The following is an 18267-nucleotide window of genomic DNA, read 5'->3' as shown; positions in this document are numbered from 1 at the left end:
CCATACTACCCCAAATTTTAATTCTATAATAACTAACCACCATGTTGCAACTTTTTAAAAAAAACTATCCCCTATTCCTTTTGCTACTATTAGGTATAGGGAGTACTTCTAACTTGTTCGCTCAAAATTTAATAACCAATGGTAATTTTGGAACCTTCAATGCAAGTGTACCAAAACCACCAGCAGTTGGTTATCAAAGTAATTATAATCAAATTAATTACAATCAAGGCAATAGTGTACCTAGAGAGTATGCTATAACTAATGATGCCTTTAGTGTCAATACAACAAATTTTATTTCTATTAAAGACCACACAAATGGGAACGGCACAGGAAATATGATGGTTGTAGATGGAGACAGTAATGAAATTTTTTGGAAACAAAATCCCGATAGACAACTCTTAGCAGGACAAGCCTATGTTTTTAGTTTTTGGATTGCCAATGTAGCTATTTCAGGAAACCCTAAAGCTACCATTCGATTTAATCCTAGTGGTTGTTCAAGCTGTAGCTCCAGTACAATTGATTTAAATACGCTTCCTGCTGGCTGGAATAAAGTTAGTTTTACAATAACTCCTTCAACTACACAGTGGGTTCGTATTGAATTATCGACCGTAGGTGCTGGAGGTGGAGGAAATGATTTTGCCATTGATGACATAAGTTTATTTGGACCTCCACTACCTATTGCAATTTCTAGTTCTAAAACTAATCCATCGTGTATTGCTGCAAGTGATGGAGCAATTATCGCTTATGGCGCTGGAGGAATTCAACCTTATACTTATCAACTTAGCGGAACAGCTACAGCAACCAATACAACTGGAATATTTACAGGTCTTACAGGAGGTACCTATACCGCAACTGTAATAGATTCTGACAGTACACCTAAAACGATTAGTACCTCAGTTATCACCCTGACAGAGCCTACACCTGTTACAATTTCTTCTTCTTCAACAGGATGTATTCTTTCGGGAAACTCAGTCAATCTTACTGCAACTGGCGGAATTGCACCTTATACTTGGACAGCCAACATTGGTGGAAATCCAAGCAGTACATCAAATATGATTACGGTCAATCCTACCACAACCACCACTTATAACGTTAGTTCTACAATAAACTCTACATTAACTCCTTCAAATTTGATAACCAATGGTGATTTTGAGAATTTCAATAACGGATTTTCTTCAGAATATGGTTTTTATACCGTTAATCCGCTAGGAGCTCAAATTGCTTATGGTATCAAAAGTGATCCTTCTCAATGGTATTCTAAATTTGGAAAATATACAGACCACACATCTGGTACTGGAAACATGCTAGTTTGTGATGGAGCTACTGATGGGACAAGTGTGGTTTGGTCACAAACTGTAACGGTTAACCCATCAACAGCCTATAATTTTTCTTTTTGGGCACAAAACTTAATTAACTCAAACTATGCAACTTTTAAGGTAACTGTAAATGACATCCCCATAACCATTAGTCCAACATCAGCAACAAATGTTGGCGCGGCAAGTGATGGTTCAACTGTTGGTGGAGGCTGGACAGAACTTAAAGGAATATGGAATTCTGGAGGAGTAAGTTTGGCAACTATAAAAATTATAGATACGAATACATTAAGTGCTGGAAACGATTTTGCCATAGATGATATTGCATTAATCGCTCAAACTCCAATTAATAAATCTTGTCTACTAACTGCCTCTATAACTTTGACTGTTGGAGGAACTTCACCTATTACGAGTTTTAGCTACACGACACCAATCTGTCAAAATGAAGCCAATCCACTACCTATTCTCGCAACAGGATTTAAAACAGGAGGGAATTTTAGCTCAACTTCAGGATTAGCTATTAATAGCACTACAGGTGAAATTGATTTAGCCAATTCAACTGCCGGAACTTACGTGGTAACCTACGCTGTAAACGCCGATGCGACTTTATGCACCACTGCTGGATCCTCTACTTATACAATCGTTATAAAACCTGTTCCAACAATAACAAGTACACAAAACAACAGCCGATGTGGGAATGGTACCCTACTACTTCAAGCAATCGCAAGCAGTGGTAGTGTTCAATGGTACACCAATGCTACTGGTGGAAGTGCTATTGCTACCGGATCTACTTTTACAACTCCTTCTTTGAGCACAACAACAACCTATTATGTTGACGCTGTTGATAATGGTTGTAGTACAAATAGCCGAACCGCTGTTGTAGCTACAGTTAATTCATTACCTGCAATTCCAACTTTTACAAAAACAGAACCCACTTGCTCCACTCCTTCTGGCACCCTTGTAATTACTGGTCCAACACCTTTAACTGATTACCAATTTAGTCTAGATGGAGGTACATTTACATCTGCAACTACCTACTCCAATTTAATCCCTGGCCCTCACACTTTAGAAGCCAAATTAATTACGACATCATGTAGCTCGGGTACAGTGACAGCATACATTGCCCTAATTCCAAGTGGTCCTACTGCAATAGCGTCAACAATAGCCCCTGCTACTTGCGGAAACAGCAATGGTTCTATTTCATTAGGTGCAGTAACAGGAGGAACATCTGGATTTACTTATAGTTTTGATGGTTCAATCTTTACAGCTACACTTAACTACTCAGGCTTAGCCTCTGGAGATCACACATTAGTAATAAAAGATAGTAATGATTGTTTATCACCTGTCATTTTACTAAACGTTCCTTCTATCAGTTCTGCTGCACAGCCAAGTGCTGTTGCTAGTGCACATCCAACTTGTACAAATGCTAATGCGGGAGAAATCACGGTTACAACTGTCGCTGGGCTTACTTATTCTATTGACGGATCTGATTATAGCAACACTAGCGGTATTTTCTCAGGATTAGCTTCAGGTAGTTATTCTGTTACAGCGAAGAACGCAACAGGTTGTATTAGTCCTGCAACAATTGTTGGAATAAACAACCAACCGATAACTCCTGTTTTAGTAATTACAAATCCAAATCCCGTTTGTTCTCCCACAACGATAGACCTAACAGCTGCATCGATAACAGCTGGAAGTACTGGTGGTGGCACACTTTCTTATTGGACCAATGCAGCAGCCTCAACGCCTTTATTAACACCCAACTCAATAACAAGCTCGGGTACCTACTACATCAAAAGTATTGTTGGAGGAATCTGTTACGATATAAAACCAGTAGTAGTTACTATAAGACCGACAGAAACAATCGCTATATCTTGCGGAACCAGCACCATGAATAGTGTAAGCTTTAATTGGAATGCCATAACCGATTGCATTGGTTTTACCTACACAACCACAGTAAATGGGGCTGCTGGTAGTAGCGGAACGCTTATTGCCACTGCAACAAGTCTTACTATATCAGGATTATCTCCAGGTGATGCAGTGCAATTAACATTAACTCCAACAGGAAGTAATTGTGTTCAAGCTGTAACTTCAGCGCCTTGTTTTACATTGGTTTGTCCTCTCCCAACAGTTGACGCCATCTCTAATACTGTCGTTTGTTCAGGTGATACGATTCCAATTCAAGCATTTACGAGTACACCAATAGACCCAACAACAACCTTTAATTGGACTATAACCAATAACATCGGGAATGCATCAGCAACTGGAACGGGTAACATTCCTTCATTTGTAGCTAACAACACAACAAATTCCCCAATTGTGGGAACAATAACAGTTACAGCTTCTCAAGGAGCATGTACTGGTCCAGCAACAACCTACACCATCACCGTGCAACCTCTGCCTGTAGTTACTATTACTACTCCAGCAGCAGTTTGTGCTCCTACAACAGTAGATATTACAACAGCCTTCACGGCAACTGGAGGAGGTACAATTAGCTATTGGAGAGATGCTGTAGCTAGTATTCCGCTAACAAATCCAAATGCTATAGCTGCTTCTGGCACTTATTATATCAAAAGTACTGTTGGCACAAGTACAACCTGTACAGAAATAAAACCTGTTATTGTGACCATCAGACCAACTGAAGTAATAACAATCGCTTGTGGTACTGCAACTTTGAATAGTGTTACTTTCAATTGGAATTCCATATCTGATGCTACAGGATTTTCATACTCCTCTACAATTAACGGAATTGCTGGACCTAGTGGAACTTTAGCAGCAACTGCAACAACTTTAACTATTCCTGGTTTACTTCCAAATGATGCCGTACAACTAAAACTAACCCCTACGGGCAGTAATTGTGTACAACCTGCAACATCTGGAATCTGCAATGCGCTTCCTTGTAATAATCCTGTTGTAACGCCAATGGTAAATCTTGTCGTTTGTTCGGGAGCAAGTATTCCGCAACAAAGCTTTAGCAGTACTCCTTTAGACTTGATTAACACAAAATACCATTGGAGTATGACCAATAGTATTGGAGCCTCAGCACTTTCTGGAATTGGAAACATCCCAAGTTTTACCGCATTAAACAACACCAATAGTGCAATTACCGCAACTATACAAGTGTATGCAGAACAACTTGGTCCTTGTACAGGTCCAATTATGACCTACACTATCACCGTGCAACCTCAGCCTATAATTACTGTTACTAATCCAGCAGCGGTTTGCGCTCCTGCAACAGTAGATATTACTACAGCTTTCACGGCAACTGGCGGAGGGACCATTAGCTATTGGAACGATGCAGCAGCTAGTATTCCGCTAACAAATCCTAATGCTGTAGCCGCTTCTGGAACTTATTATATCAAAAGCACGGTTGGTTCAAGTACAACATGCACAGACATAAAACCTGTTATTGTAACCATCAGACCAACCGAAGTAATAACAATCGCTTGTGGTACTGCAACTTTGAATAGTGTTACTTTCAATTGGAATTCGATATCTGATGCTACAGGGTTTTCATACGCTTCCACAATTAACGGAATTGCTGGACCTAGTGGAACTTTAGCAGCAACTGCAACAACTTTAACTATTCCTGGTTTGCTTCCAAATGATGCCGTACAACTAACACTTGCACCTACGGGCAGTAATTGCGTACAACCTGCAACATCTGGAATCTGCAATGCGCTTCCTTGTAATAATCCTGTTGTAACGCCAATGGCGAATCTTGTAGTTTGTTCGGGAGCAAGTATTCCGCAACAAACCTTTAGCAGTACTCCTGTAGACCTGATTAATACCAAGTACCATTGGAGTATGACCAATACTATTGGAGCCCCAGCACTTTCTGGAATTGGAAACATCCCAAGTTTTACCGCATTAAACAACACCAATAGTGCAATTACAGCAACTATACAAGTGTATGCAGAACAACTTGGTCCTTGTACAGGTCCAATTATGACCTACACTATAACTGTGCAACCTCAGCCTGTAGTTACTGTTACTAGTCCAGCAGCGGTTTGTGCTCCTGCAACAGTAGATATTACAACAGCCTTCACGGCAACTGGCGGAGGTACAATTACCTATTGGAACGATGCCGCAGCTAGCATTCCGCTAACAAATCCTAATGCTATAGCTGCTTCTGGTACTTACTATATCAAAAGTACTGTTGGTTCAAGTACAATATGCACAGACATAAAACCTGTTAATGTAACCATAAACACACAACCATTGGCTAATCAACCAAATGCCCTTACTATTTGTGATGACAATAATGATGGTTTTGGAATATTTGATTTAAGCAACACAACTTTGTTAAATGAAATAAACTCCTCTACAGGAGTAACCATTAGTTTTCATGAAACACAGCAAAATGCTATCAATAATGTATTTGCGTATACTGGTTTGTATAATAACAATGTAAAAGATAATCAAACGCTATATGTGAGAGTGAGTTCTAATAGTACTACTTGTTACGCATTGACAACGCTACAATTAAAAGTCAATGCCAAGCCTCTTGCTACTCTTTTGGCAAAACCATATGAACTATGTGATGATAATCAAGACGGCTTTATGACTTTTAATTTAAGGTCACTAGATTCACAAATACTAGGAGTAAATAATGCTAGTACGCATACTGTTGCCTATTTCAAAAATAGTACAGATGCCATAAATAATACCAATGCAATAAGTAATGCTTCTAACTACACCAACACAATCCCTAACTCTGAAACAGTATTTGCGAGAGTCACTCACAATACACTTGGATGCTTTGATGTAACAAGTTTTACAATTAATGTTATTGCTTTACCTACAGCAATTTTGCCTACAGAATATATGTTGTGCGATGATGCCTCTGGAAATGAGATTGAGCTTTTTGATTTGACAACAAAAATCAATGAAATTACTGGTGGAAATACTAGTTTAAAAGTTCAATTCTTTCGTTTACAATCAGAAGCAATTGCTAACGCCAATCCGATAACAAATATTACAAGTTTTGCGAATACAATCAATTCACAAACCCTTTTTGTAAGTGTGACAAATACTACAACCAATTGTACTAGTTATACGACACTTACTTTGAGAGTTATGCCTTTACCAAAACCAAACACTACTCCTACTACATTGCAATTATGTGATAGTAGTACTAACAATTTAGGTATCGCAACTTTTGATTTGACTTTAGCTCAAAACGAAATCAAAAATGGTGATATGAGTCTTGTACTTGAATACTATACTAATAAAATTGATGCCGATAGCGGGAATACATCCAATAGAATTAGTAACCCTAGCCAATTTACCAACACGACAGTAAATCAAAACATTTATGTAAGAGTAAGTACATCACCTGCTAATCCAAATGATATCAAATGTGCAACTGTAGTTACACTTCCTCTAAAAGTGAATTTATTGCCAGGCTTTAACAATGTCTCTAATTATGTACTCTGTGAGCCCAATACTGATGGATTCATGACTTTTGACTTTTCAAACAAAACAGTAGAGATGTTGAATACCGTTAGCAACCCTAACGACTATAAAATCAGCTATTTTGATAGCCAAGTAAATGCAATCAATAATACAAACCCTCTTTCCAATTTGTATACTAATACAACTGCATTTAGTCAAAACATTTACGTTAGAATAGACAATTTGATTACAAACTGTTCCAGCACCTCTAATAGTTTGCAATTGATTGTCGAAGAGGGAGCGGCAACTACTAGTGTTACCAATGCTCAAAGTAGTTTCTGTGATACAGATGACACTAATGATGGAAAAATGACATTAAATTTGACAGCATTTAACACCATACTTCTAGGAACAAACCCTGTAAGCAATTATCAAATTACATATTTTACAAGTTTAAATGACGCTCAATTAAATAATAATCCAATACCAAATCCATCAAGCTATTTGAGCGCTATCCCTTTTAGCTATATGGTTTACGCAAGAATAACAAATATAGTATCGGCATCTAAATGCACGGCCATAGAAGCCATTACAATTACAATTAATCCACAAGTGCTACCTAAACCTGTCGACGGAATCATATGTGTTGACCCTATTTCTGGCGCTACAATTAGGGATTACATCATTGATTCCACATTACCAACTACTGGTTATACCTACCAATGGAGTTTTAATGGTACTGTGTTACCTCTTGAACAAAACGCAACTTTAGTGGCGAATAAAGCGGGTAGTTATTCCCTTATTGCCACCAACACGCTTACAGGTTGTAGTTCAAAAGAAGTAAAAATTGAAGTTAAATCATCTCAATCTGCCAATGCTTCGTACATTCTTACACGTTCTTTTTCAAAAGAACAAATGTTCACAGTTAGTGTTAGCAATGGCAATGTTGAAGATTATTCGTATCAATTAGACCAAGGAGAGATACAATTGTCACCTATATTCAATGGAGTAACTCCTGGTCCACATCAAATAACAATTAGAGATTTAGACGGTTGTCAAGAAACTATTTTGGACGCTTATGCTCTTGATTTCCCTAACTTCTTCACACCAAACGGAGACGGTTATAATGATACTTGGAATATTAGTGACCTATCAAACCAACCTAATGCTGTGATATACATCTTTGATAGATTCGGAAAACTCTTAAACGAAATTAGACCTCAAGGTAATGGCTGGGATGGAACTTACAATCGAAATGACCTTCCTGCTACTGACTATTGGTTCAAAGTAATCTTTGAAGAAAATGGTAAAATGGTTGAGTTTAAATCTCACTTTTCGCTGAAACGATAAACTCAAAAAACAAAAATTGACAAATTTAACTCCTCAAAAATACAATGAAATTAAAATTCATATTACCACTAGTACTCTTACTAACTCAACTAACAATTGCACAAGAGGGAATTGCTGTCTACAGTGATTACCTCTCAGACAACTATTACTTACTGCACCCATCAATGGCTGGAAGTTCTAATTGTGCAAAAATTAGACTTACAAGTAGACAACAATGGACTTCACAACCAGAATCGCCAAGATTACAAACACTTAGTTTTAATATGGGAGTTGGTGAACGTTCAGGGATTGGTGCAATCGTTTTTAATGATAGAAATGGATACCATTCCCAAAAAGGATTAAAACTAACCTATGCCCATCACCTACCACTCAATGAAAGCGGTCCAGAATTGAATCAATTATCATTTGGAATGAATGCTGGTATCATTCAAAGTAGTCTTGACGAGACCAAATTTAGTCCCATCTTTGACCCTATTACCCAAGCTGGTGCACAATTAAAGGATTCCTATTTTAATCTTGACGTGGGTTTATCCTATCAATATAATAATTTCTATACCCACGCAACAATAAAAAATATTGTTGCCAATCAAAGACAATTGTATACCGATATTGAATCCGATAATCTTAGAAAATATCTTTTTTCCACAGGTTATATCTTTGGTGAAACGGAACTATTACAAGTAGAGCCTTCCGTTTTATTTCAATTGGTGGAAAAAACCCAAGAGAGTTTTGTCGATATTAATTTAAAACTATATAAAAAGTTAAATGAAGGTATATTGTGGGGAGGCATTTCATACAGAAGAAGCCTAGATGGTGCCACTTACGGTACGAATAACAGCCAAAAACTGCAGAACCTTATTCCAATTCTAGGTGTTAATTATAAAAATGTAATGTTTGCCTATACTTATACATCCTTTGTGGGTAACATACAATTTGCTAGCGGTGGTTTTCATCAAATCACTCTCGGATTGGATGTTTTTTGCAAAAAACTACGCTACGATTGTTTTTGTCCTGCGGTCAATTAATAAAATTAAATGCTTTTATAGCTCAATTTTAACTTAAAAATTGGGCTATAAAAGACACTTCAACCAAATAAAGCAATACAAGAACAGCAATCATTCATTGAATTATTATCTAAAAAAACAAAGAAACATTAAATAGTAATCATCAAAAATAAAATTTAAGTAAATAAAATTAAACGAGTTAACATTTATTTTAATACTTTTATAAAAAGATAAAATACTAACTTAACTGAAAATTTATGAAAAGAATAACTTTACTATTTTTTTTACTTTGCTCCTTTATCTCTTTTGCCCAAAGAGAAGTTACTGGTACCATAAAAGATGCCGAGGGTAACCCAATACCTGGAGTCAATGTAATCGAAAAAGGAACTTCAAACGGAGTTTCAACTGATTTTGACGGAAAGTATAAAATCAAAATTTCTGCAAATGGAGTATTGATTTTTAGTTACGTAGGATACAAAACAACTACCAAAACACCATCGGGAGATGAACTCAGCATTACATTAACTAACGATAATGGACAAGAATTGCAAGAAGTTCAGGTGGTAGGTTCAAGAAACTCTAAACGAACCGTTGTCAATTCAGCAGTTCCCATCGACATCATTAGTGTAAAAGATGTGACTACTCAAAGTGGAAAATTAGAAATCAATGAACTTCTTCAATATGTAGCCCCTTCCTTTAATGCCAATAAACAATCCGGATCCGACGGAGCTGACCACGTAGATCCAGCATCGCTCAGAGGATTAGGACCTGATCAAACCTTGGTTTTAATCAACGGAAAACGACGTCATCAATCGTCATTGATCAATCTTTTTGGTACTCGTGGTAGAGGAAATACTGGAACCGATTTAAATGCCATTCCAGCTGCTTCTATCAAAAGAATAGAAATCCTTAGAGATGGTGCCGCAGCGCAATATGGCTCTGATGCTATTGCTGGAGTGATTAATATCGTACTTAACGACAATGTTGATGAAGTAACTGGAATGATTACTTATGGTGCTTATAATACAAATGCCCAAGGAGATTTCCCTAATGGAACTGCCAACACCAAAGGTTTTAGATTGGATCAAAATGGAAACGGAAATAGCTTTGGAAAAGATCAGAATTTTGACGGTGGTTCAGTAAAAATCGCTGCCAATTATGGTCTTTCAATAGGAGAAAAAGGTGGATACGCCAATTTTACTACAGAATATTTGAGTAAAAATAAAACCTTGCGTCCTGGTTTTGACTTCAGAAAAGGATTTGGCGAAGCCGAAATACAAGGTTTCAATTTATTTGGAAATTTAGCCATTCCGGTTTCAGAAAATTCAGAGTTTTATGCTTTTGGAGGACGTAACTTTAGAGATACCGATGCTTATGCTTTTACCAGAAACGATGGCGAACGAGTAGTTGAAACTATTTATCCTGGAGGGTATACCCCAAGAATCACTTCAAACATTGTAGACAATTCTTTTGCTGCTGGTTTTAGAACCAAAACAGCTAGCGGTTGGAAAATCGACATCAGTAATACTTATGGAAAAAATCTTTTCCATTATTATGTAAAAGGAACCATTAATGCTTCGTTAGAGGAAGCCTCTCCTACCGAATTCGATGCAGGTGGACATAGCCTTATTCAAAATACTATGAATTTTGATTTCTCCAAAAATTATGATTCAGTTTTGAGTGGAATGAACTTAGCCTTTGGTGCAGAATACAGAACAGAAAAATTCAACATTTTTGCAGGAGAGGAAGGTTCTTATGCAACATATGACACCAACGGATTACCTATTACTGATCCTACATCGCAATTTGCTCCAATCGACCCTATTTCTGGAGAAGCAAGACCTGGTGGTTCTCAAGGATTCCCTGGCTATAGTCCTAAAAACGAAGTTGATAAAAATAGAACCAATTTATCCCTTTATGCCGATAGCGAATTAGACGTAACCGAAAATTTTCTAATAAGCGGCGCCTTGCGTTTTGAAAACTACAGTGACTTTGGAAGTACTCTAAACGGTAAATTTTCTACAAGAATAAAAGCATCTAAAAACATCAATTTTAGAGGTTCTATAAGTACTGGTTTCCGTGCACCTTCTTTGGCACAAGTGTATTATAACTTGCGTTTTACTAATTTCTCTTCAAGTGGGGCTTCAGAAATTTTACTTTCACCAAACAATAGCCCAGTAACCAAAGCTTTTGGAATTAATAAGTTAAACGAAGAAAAAGCATTGAATGGCTCTTTGGGTTTTACCGCTACTTTTGGAGATTTTACAGCGACAGTAGATGGTTATTTAATCAATGTAAAAGACAGAATTGTACTTACCGGTTATTTTGATGCATCTAGTTTTAATTTGGGAGTTGATGAAGCGCAATTCTTCATTAACGGTGTAGACACTAAAACTACTGGTTTGGACGTTGTTTTATCTTGGAAAAAGAAAATCAATGACAATTCTTTCTCAGCTTCATTAGTTGGAAACATCAACAATATGAAAATTGATAAAGTAAAAAATGGTAGTTTAGACAAAGAAATTTTCTTTGGCGAAAGAGAAAAAGCCTTTTTACTAGCCTCAGCACCTGACAATAAATTTGGATTAAACCTGAATTATGACAGAAAATGGTTTAATGCTGGTTTGGCTTTTACAAGATTCAGCGAAGTTAAACTGCTAGATTATCAAATGTATGAAGATGTGGCGGGTTATGGTTCTTTCGCAGAACAAATTAAAGCAGCAACAGATACTTATGGCGCAAAAATCGTTACGGATTTGACCTTAGGTTTTCAATTACAAAAACATACCAAATTAAGCATTGGTGCCAACAACCTTTTCAACATCTATCCAGATCAACAAGATGACTGGGTGGAAGCTGGTGGCTACTGGGATGCCGTACAAATGGGTTTTAGTGGAGCCTACTACTATGCTAGATTAGGTTTTAATTTTTAGAGAAAAAAGAAGAAAAAAAAACATCTCAAACTTGAGATGTTTTTTTTTTGCTTTTAACTATTTAGTCCTGAAATAGCGATACATAAAAAAATTGAAGCAAATGAAAAGCTACTGTATTATTAGTTATCATTAGTCTCTGCTAATTCGGCAACCAAATCTTCAGCTTCTAAAGCAGAAGTATCATAGGTAGGTACCGTAGATGCTTTAAGTGCATTGAATCGTTCTAGTGCTTCTGCTTCATCCTCATCTCCACTAAAATAAGGAAAGACATCTACAATTGGTGATTCTGAAATTGCAGGGATAGTATATTCTCCCATTGTATTTTTCATCGCAATCAGCGTATTATCAAAAGCTTCTCTAACATCATTGGCTTGCACCAAAAGATACATATTCGATTTACGTTCTTTACCACTTTCTTCATCAAAAGCCAATAATGAAACTTTCGATTTGAACCAGCGATCAGCATTCTCAAACGGATGGATTTCAGCGTAATTCCCTACTTTTATGTTGGTAATTTTGAATTCTTCACTGATGTAAGCTGCCATTTCTTCATTGATTCTTTTTTCGGCCTCCGTATAAGATAAAGCGTCAACCAAATAGGGTTCAGTGGTAATCTTTTGCCCACCTGTTTCATCAGTTTTTCTATACTTTATTTTGCATTCGTACCAAATTGTGCTCATTGTGATTTTTTTAGGGAGCCAAAGATAGATTTTAACGCAAATAAAAGAACAAATTATTCAAATAGATATTCACAATTTTAAAGTAGAGCAATCAATATCCCTATTTCCAACAAGTTAAAAAAATACCACAAAAACAGATTAAAGTAAAAAACACAACTTTCTGTTAATCCAAATTCTTTCTCCCCAAAAAACCACATATATTCGTAATTTTGCCCCTCATTACAAAAGAAAAAAACATACTTATGGCTACATTTAGCAAACAACTCTCTTTTCGTTGGTCCGATTTAGATCCCAATTTTCATATGCGACACAGTGCGTATTATGATTTTGGCGCACAACATCGTATTGAAATTTTAGAAGAATTAGGTCTAACGTTGCGAGTGATGAAAACCGAACATTTTGGTCCTGTTTTATTTAGAGAAGAATGTGTTTTTAGAAAAGAGATTAACCTTTCGGATACCATTGTTATGCAAACGAAAATTGCAAAAATGAAACCCGATGCTTCACGCTGGTCTATCGTACATGAATTTTACCGAGACGAGGTTTTGTGTGCGACTATAACCGTAGATGGTGCTTGGATAGATACCAAATTAAGAAAATTAGCCCAACCCACTCCTCAAATTGTTGTTGATGCATTGAATTCATTTCCAAAAACTTCCGATTTTATTTCACTTTAAACAATACCGTCTATGTTTACAATAGCTCAGATTAAAGAAGCGCATAATAAAGTAAAATCAGGTGCCGATTTCCCAAAGTACATTCAAGATTTAATCAATTTGGGAGTTATAGGTTATGATACTTTTGTTGCCGATGGTCATGTAGAATATTTTGGCAGTAACAACTACAGAACAACTGCAACAGAAACCTATGATACTTTGGCAGTAGCTACTTCCGCAAATAAAGAACGATTTATAGAGTTTTTAGTAATGCATCAAGAAGGTCAAACCGATTATTTGACTTTTTGCCATCAAGCTGCTCAATGCGGAATCGCACAATGGACCGTAAACATCATCGAAAAAACCTGTACCTATCTCGACAAAAACCAAAACAGTATTCTGATCGAGAAAATACCTCTTTAAAAGAAAAAGGACTTGTATTTAAACTACAAGTCCTTTTTCTTTATTATTCTTCGCTAGTTTCGTGCGTCTTGCAGTAATTGCGCCATCTATCAATACAATCCTGAAAATCTGCTGGTATTTCTGTGTCGAAACGCATCATTTCTCCTGTAGTAGGATGTACAAAACCTAATGTTTTAGCATGCAAAGCTTGTCTCGGTAAGGCTTTAAAGCAATTTTCTATAAACTGCTTGTATTTTGTAAACGTTGTACCTTTTAGTATCAAATGCCCTCCATAACGTTCATCATTAAACAACGGATGCCCAATATGTTTCATATGTGCTCTAATCTGGTGAGTTCTTCCTGTTTCTAACTGACAAGAAATCAAAGTAACGTAACCAAAACGTTCCAACACTTTATAATGAGTAATAGCTGGTTTTCCAATTTCTGGATCATCAAAAACAGCCATTTGCATTCTATCTTTTAAGTGACGTGCTAGGTTTCCTTCTATGGTTCCACTTTCAGCAACAACATTTCCCCAAACCAAAGCAATATATTCACGCTCTGTAGTTTTGGCCTCAAATTGTTTTGCCAAATGTGTCATAGCTGCTTCTGTTTTTGCAACTACTAACAATCCTGAAGTATCTTTATCAATGCGATGCACCAATCCAGGACGCTCGCTACTATTCATTGGCAAATTATCAAAATGATGTGCCAAGGCATTCACTAAAGTACCAGTATAATTGCCGTGACCAGGATGTACCACCATTCCTGGATCTTTATTCACCAATAACAAAGCAGCATCTTCATAAACAATATTCAAAGGAAGATCTTCTGGAAGAATATGATTCTCAAATGGCGGATGCGACAACATCACCGTTATTACATCAAAAGGCTTGACTTTGTAATTGGATTTTACAGGAATATCATTTACAAAAATATTCCCATCCGTGGCAGCATTCTGAATTTTATTTCGGGTAGCATTCTGAATTAAATTCATCAAATACTTATCGATTCTCAAAATGGCTTGCCCTTTGGGAACCTCAAAACGATAGTGTTCAAATAATTCGTCTTCTAAATCTAAGGTCTCGATATTATTGTTCATTCACAGGTGTTTCTGATTCTACTGCAGGAGCTTGTAAACTGTCTTTGGCCGCTTCATCTTCATAAGTAGCTTTTCCATCTCCTAAAACCAAATCAATTTTAGAGGCTTTTAAAACTCGATCTCCAGCTTTTAGATTTCTACCTTTAAAACGCATTTCAAGAACCATATCTTTGGCTAAATTTGGTATATAAGTAACCGTTCCAGCTTCTAATCCTAGTGCTTTCAGAGTAGGCACAGCCTCGCGATACGTCTTTTCTATCAAATTTGGAATTCGGATGGAAGAAAAACCAGAAGAATTAATTTTGATGTATACTTTTCGACCTACCTTAACTTTGGTACCTGGCAAAGGATCTTGCTCCACTACACTAAATTTTGGGTAATCGTCTCTATAGTCTACACTATCCAAAAGGACATAATCTAGGTCTAAATCATCTAACTTCTCCTCTACTTGCTCTTCCGTTAATTTAGCTAAATTAGGGACAGCGATTTCATGTCCATGATCCGTTGTAAACGTTAACCAATGCATAAATAAATAGGCCAAAACAGCAATAATAGCAATGGCTGTAAATAATTGCCCGAAAAAAACGCGACTAGTAAGATACTTACGTAAACTCATAAATTAATTTTTAAGAAGCAACAAAGATAAAGGTATTTCGTTTCAAAAAAAATGATAATTTTGTTTTGAATACGTTTAATCTTTTGATCGATTAAACGGTTAACCGATTAAACATTTAAAATGAAAAATATTGCTATCATCATGGGAGGCTATTCTAGCGAATACAAAATCTCTCTAATCAGCGGAAATGTAGTTTACCAAACTCTAGACAAGACTAAATATAACGGATACAGAATACACATTTTTAAAGAAAAATGGGTGTATGTAGATGCAAATGATGCCGAATTCCCAATCGATCGCAATGATTTTTCTGTAACTGTAAATGGAACTAAAATTACCTTCGATTGTGTGTTCAACGCCATTCACGGTACGCCTGGAGAAGACGGTTTACTACAAGCTTATTTTGAACTTTTAGGTATCCCACAAACGGCCTGTGATTATTATCAAGCCGCACTAACCTTCAATAAAAGAGATTTATTATCGGTTTTAAAACCTTATGGAATTAAAACAGCAACTTCTTATTACCTAAACAAAGGTGACCTTATCAACACAGCCGAAATCGTAAAAAAAGTAGGACTGCCTTGCTTCGTAAAACCGAATAAAGCGGGTTCTAGTTTTGGAATTTCTAAAGTAAAAACAGAAGCCGAACTACCTATCGCTATCGAAGTTGCTTATAAAGAAGATAATGAAATCATTATTGAAAGTTTCTTAGATGGAACTGAAGTATCTGTTGGTGTCATCAATTACCAAGGAAAAATCACTGTCTTACCTATTACTGAAATTGTTTCTGATAATGATTTCTTTGATTATGAGGCCAAATATGAGGGAAAATCACAAGAAATTACTCCAGCTCGTATTTCTGATGAAATGACTCAAAAAGTAGGTGACATTGCAAAACGCGTCTATGAAGTTTTGAAAATGAAAGGCTTTTCACGAAGCGAATTCATAATTGTCGATGGCGAACCACACATGCTAGAAATGAACACTATTCCTGGTCTAACTACCGAAAGTTTGATTCCACAACAAGCGAGAGCTGCCGGAATTTCTCTTGAAGATTTGTTTACTAATGCTATTGAGTTAGCACTAAATTAAGTATCTGAGTGGCTAAAAATTATAAGCCACTAGGTTCTTAGCAACACACAACCTAAAAAAATGAAAAAAGCCATATTCCCAGGATCATTTGACCCGATAACCCTAGGTCACGAAGACATCATCAAAAGAGGCATCTCCCTTTTTGATGAAATCGTAATCGCAATTGGTGTCAATGCCGAAAAAAAATACATGTTTTCATTAGACGAAAGAAAACGCTTTATTGAAGAAACTTTCAAAAATGAACCTAAAGTAACGGTGATTACCTATGAAGGATTGACCATCGATTTGTGTCACAAACTTGAAGCCAATTTTATCTTGAGAGGACTCCGCAATCCTGCCGACTTCGAATTCGAAAAAGCCATTGCTCACACCAATCGCCGACTGTCTAAAATAGAAACCGTCTTTTTATTAACAGCAGCTCGAACTTCTTATATCAGCTCGAGTATTGTGCGTGATGTAATTCGAAACCACGGAGAATACGAAATGTTAGTCCCAGACGCAGTAAGAGTAAAATTACACAAATAGCAACAATCCCCCTGACAAGTTGTAGAAGCTAGTAATTAGCCCTATTTTTGCCAAATAATTAAGAATACTAAAAATGAGTATAGAAAGAGAATTAAACAAACGCAGTGGAGGAAAATGTGAACTTTCAGGTGTTACCGAAGATTTAAAAGTATATCAAATTCTTCCCACTCGAAAAGGTGGACTAGATGAAAGTGTTTTAATCAACGCTACGCTTATTGACCAAATAGAAAATCCTGAAAAAATGGATATTAATCTTTGGAGATGCTTGAATGACAGCATGTGGAGCGAGCACCTTCCGGTTCAAGTTCTTTCTTGGCGAATGTTGAGCAGATTGCGCAATCAAGAATTACTAGACCAAATGTACCTAGACGAAGATGATTTGGCATGGGCTCAAGCAACTGGCGAAGGTGAAGAAGATGAAAATAAAATTATTCACAGAGATAGTAATGGCGTAATTCTAGAACACGGTGATTCTGTAGTCTTAATCAAAGATTTGAAAGTAAAAGGTTCTAGTATGGTGGCCAAACAAGGAACTGCTGTAAGAAATATTCGTTTGGATCATGAAAATGCTGAATACATCGAAGGAAAAGTTGATGGTCAACAAATTGTAATCATAACACAATACGTGAAGAAAATATAATCTTAGCAACTTCAACAAACAAAAAAGTCTATTCTTGAGCAGAATAGACTTTTTTATTTCAATCTTGTAAGCTGAATTATGCTTTTTGGAACAGTTTATCAACTTGTTCTGGCGTCAATGGTTCTGAGATATTATTCGAAACACCTTCTTTACTTGAAACCATAAATTGCACAGTAACTTTACCTGGACCACCAACATTATAATGCAACCAAACATAGTTATTAGGCAATTCTAATTTAATGTCACTTAACGGAGAAGCTGAAAATCCATTGGTGATAATGGTATGCAAACTGTTGTAAGCGTTATCAACATCTTTGAATGTAAACTTTTTTACACTAGCTGCTTCTTCTTCATTTTGCATACTAGCATAATAAACAGTGTACTCATCGCCCATTTTTTGAATATAAAAATTAGAATTTACTCTTCCTAATTTTTCTATTGGCACGGTTTGAAGCACCTTGATTTGACCAAAAGTCACTACACTAAACAACAAAACTGCAATCGTAATAATTTTTTTCATAATTAATTTGGGGTTTATTATTCAACCCTAAAAAAAC

General features: G+C 36.4%; 12 protein-coding genes. 8 read left to right on the top strand and 4 right to left on the bottom strand.

The annotated features are described in order from the left end of the window. Window positions 1-80 precede the first annotated feature (80 nt). The 3 genes from FLAVO9AF_RS05725 (at window position 81) to FLAVO9AF_RS05715 (ending at window position 11997) form a co-directional block, all read left to right on the top strand. The gene (locus FLAVO9AF_RS05725; RefSeq protein ID WP_236552282.1) at window positions 81-8060 is read left to right on the top strand and encodes a T9SS type B sorting domain-containing protein; all 7980 of its coding nucleotides are present in this window, start codon (window positions 81-83) and stop codon (window positions 8058-8060) included. Window positions 8061-8104: 44 nt separating this feature from the next. Then, window positions 8105-9085, top strand: a complete 981-nt coding sequence (locus tag FLAVO9AF_RS05720) for a type IX secretion system membrane protein PorP/SprF (protein WP_159685591.1) — start codon at window positions 8105-8107, stop codon at window positions 9083-9085. 236 nt (window positions 9086-9321) lie between these two features. Beyond that, complete coding sequence (locus FLAVO9AF_RS05715) at window positions 9322-11997, top strand: TonB-dependent receptor (RefSeq protein WP_159685589.1); 2676 nt, start codon at window positions 9322-9324, stop codon at window positions 11995-11997. Between the two features lie 119 nt (window positions 11998-12116). Here the strand turns inward: FLAVO9AF_RS05715 and FLAVO9AF_RS05710 are convergent, their stop codons facing one another. Next, window positions 12117-12677 (bottom strand): DUF4494 domain-containing protein, encoded by a 561-nt coding sequence (locus tag FLAVO9AF_RS05710; protein ID WP_159685586.1) that lies wholly within the window; start codon window positions 12675-12677, stop codon window positions 12117-12119. A 242-nt stretch (window positions 12678-12919) separates the two neighbouring features. Between FLAVO9AF_RS05710 and FLAVO9AF_RS05705 the strand changes: the two genes are divergently transcribed. Further along, window positions 12920-13354, top strand: coding sequence for a thioesterase family protein (locus FLAVO9AF_RS05705; RefSeq protein WP_159685584.1), 435 nt, complete (start codon window positions 12920-12922; stop codon window positions 13352-13354). Between the two features lie 12 nt (window positions 13355-13366). After that, on the top strand, window positions 13367-13756 hold the full coding sequence (locus FLAVO9AF_RS05700; protein WP_159685581.1) for a DUF1398 domain-containing protein: 390 nt from the start codon (window positions 13367-13369) through the stop codon (window positions 13754-13756). Window positions 13757-13799: 43 nt separating this feature from the next. Here FLAVO9AF_RS05700 and FLAVO9AF_RS05695 read toward each other — a convergent pair whose 3' ends face one another. Further along, window positions 13800-14837, bottom strand: coding sequence for an RluA family pseudouridine synthase (locus FLAVO9AF_RS05695; protein WP_159685579.1), 1038 nt, complete (start codon window positions 14835-14837; stop codon window positions 13800-13802). Continuing rightward, window positions 14827-15453, bottom strand: coding sequence for a PASTA domain-containing protein (locus FLAVO9AF_RS05690; protein WP_159685576.1), 627 nt, complete (start codon window positions 15451-15453; stop codon window positions 14827-14829). The genes FLAVO9AF_RS05695 and FLAVO9AF_RS05690 overlap by 11 nt, the downstream gene beginning before the upstream one ends. Window positions 15454-15573: 120 nt before the next feature. Between FLAVO9AF_RS05690 and FLAVO9AF_RS05685 the strand changes: the two genes are divergently transcribed. The 3 genes from FLAVO9AF_RS05685 (at window position 15574) to FLAVO9AF_RS05675 (ending at window position 17710) form a co-directional block, all read left to right on the top strand. Then, complete coding sequence (locus FLAVO9AF_RS05685) at window positions 15574-16545, top strand: D-alanine--D-alanine ligase (protein WP_159685574.1); 972 nt, start codon at window positions 15574-15576, stop codon at window positions 16543-16545. Window positions 16546-16605: 60 nt separating this feature from the next. Beyond that, window positions 16606-17070, top strand: coding sequence for a pantetheine-phosphate adenylyltransferase (gene coaD, locus FLAVO9AF_RS05680; protein WP_159685571.1), 465 nt, complete (start codon window positions 16606-16608; stop codon window positions 17068-17070). A 73-nt stretch (window positions 17071-17143) separates the two neighbouring features. Further along, window positions 17144-17710 (top strand): alkylphosphonate utilization protein, encoded by a 567-nt coding sequence (locus FLAVO9AF_RS05675; protein WP_159685568.1) that lies wholly within the window; start codon window positions 17144-17146, stop codon window positions 17708-17710. Between the two features lie 76 nt (window positions 17711-17786). Here FLAVO9AF_RS05675 and FLAVO9AF_RS05670 read toward each other — a convergent pair whose 3' ends face one another. After that, window positions 17787-18230, bottom strand: a complete 444-nt coding sequence (locus tag FLAVO9AF_RS05670; RefSeq protein ID WP_159685566.1) for a hypothetical protein — start codon at window positions 18228-18230, stop codon at window positions 17787-17789. Window positions 18231-18267: the final 37 nt, after the last annotated feature.

Origin of the sequence: Flavobacterium sp. 9R (genome assembly GCF_902506345.1) — a bacterium.
Classification (GTDB): domain Bacteria; phylum Bacteroidota; class Bacteroidia; order Flavobacteriales; family Flavobacteriaceae; genus Flavobacterium.
The sequence above is the reverse complement of the archived record's forward strand: the minus strand, read 5'-3'. Positions and strand labels throughout refer to the sequence as shown.

Coding starts and splice junctions, on each gene's coding strand:
- FLAVO9AF_RS05720 (WP_159685591.1), top strand. CDS start 8,105: ATGAAATTAAAATTCATATTACCACTAGTACTCTTACTAACTCAACTA.
- FLAVO9AF_RS05715 (WP_159685589.1), top strand. CDS start 9,322: ATGAAAAGAATAACTTTACTATTTTTTTTACTTTGCTCCTTTATCTCT.
- FLAVO9AF_RS05710 (WP_159685586.1), bottom strand. CDS start 12,677: ATGAGCACAATTTGGTACGAATGCAAAATAAAGTATAGAAAAACTGAT.
- FLAVO9AF_RS05705 (WP_159685584.1), top strand. CDS start 12,920: ATGGCTACATTTAGCAAACAACTCTCTTTTCGTTGGTCCGATTTAGAT.
- FLAVO9AF_RS05700 (WP_159685581.1), top strand. CDS start 13,367: ATGTTTACAATAGCTCAGATTAAAGAAGCGCATAATAAAGTAAAATCA.
- FLAVO9AF_RS05695 (WP_159685579.1), bottom strand. CDS start 14,837: ATGAACAATAATATCGAGACCTTAGATTTAGAAGACGAATTATTTGAA.
- FLAVO9AF_RS05690 (WP_159685576.1), bottom strand. CDS start 15,453: ATGAGTTTACGTAAGTATCTTACTAGTCGCGTTTTTTTCGGGCAATTA.
- FLAVO9AF_RS05685 (WP_159685574.1), top strand. CDS start 15,574: ATGAAAAATATTGCTATCATCATGGGAGGCTATTCTAGCGAATACAAA.
- coaD (WP_159685571.1), top strand. CDS start 16,606: ATGAAAAAAGCCATATTCCCAGGATCATTTGACCCGATAACCCTAGGT.
- FLAVO9AF_RS05675 (WP_159685568.1), top strand. CDS start 17,144: ATGAGTATAGAAAGAGAATTAAACAAACGCAGTGGAGGAAAATGTGAA.
- FLAVO9AF_RS05670 (WP_159685566.1), bottom strand. CDS start 18,230: ATGAAAAAAATTATTACGATTGCAGTTTTGTTGTTTAGTGTAGTGACT.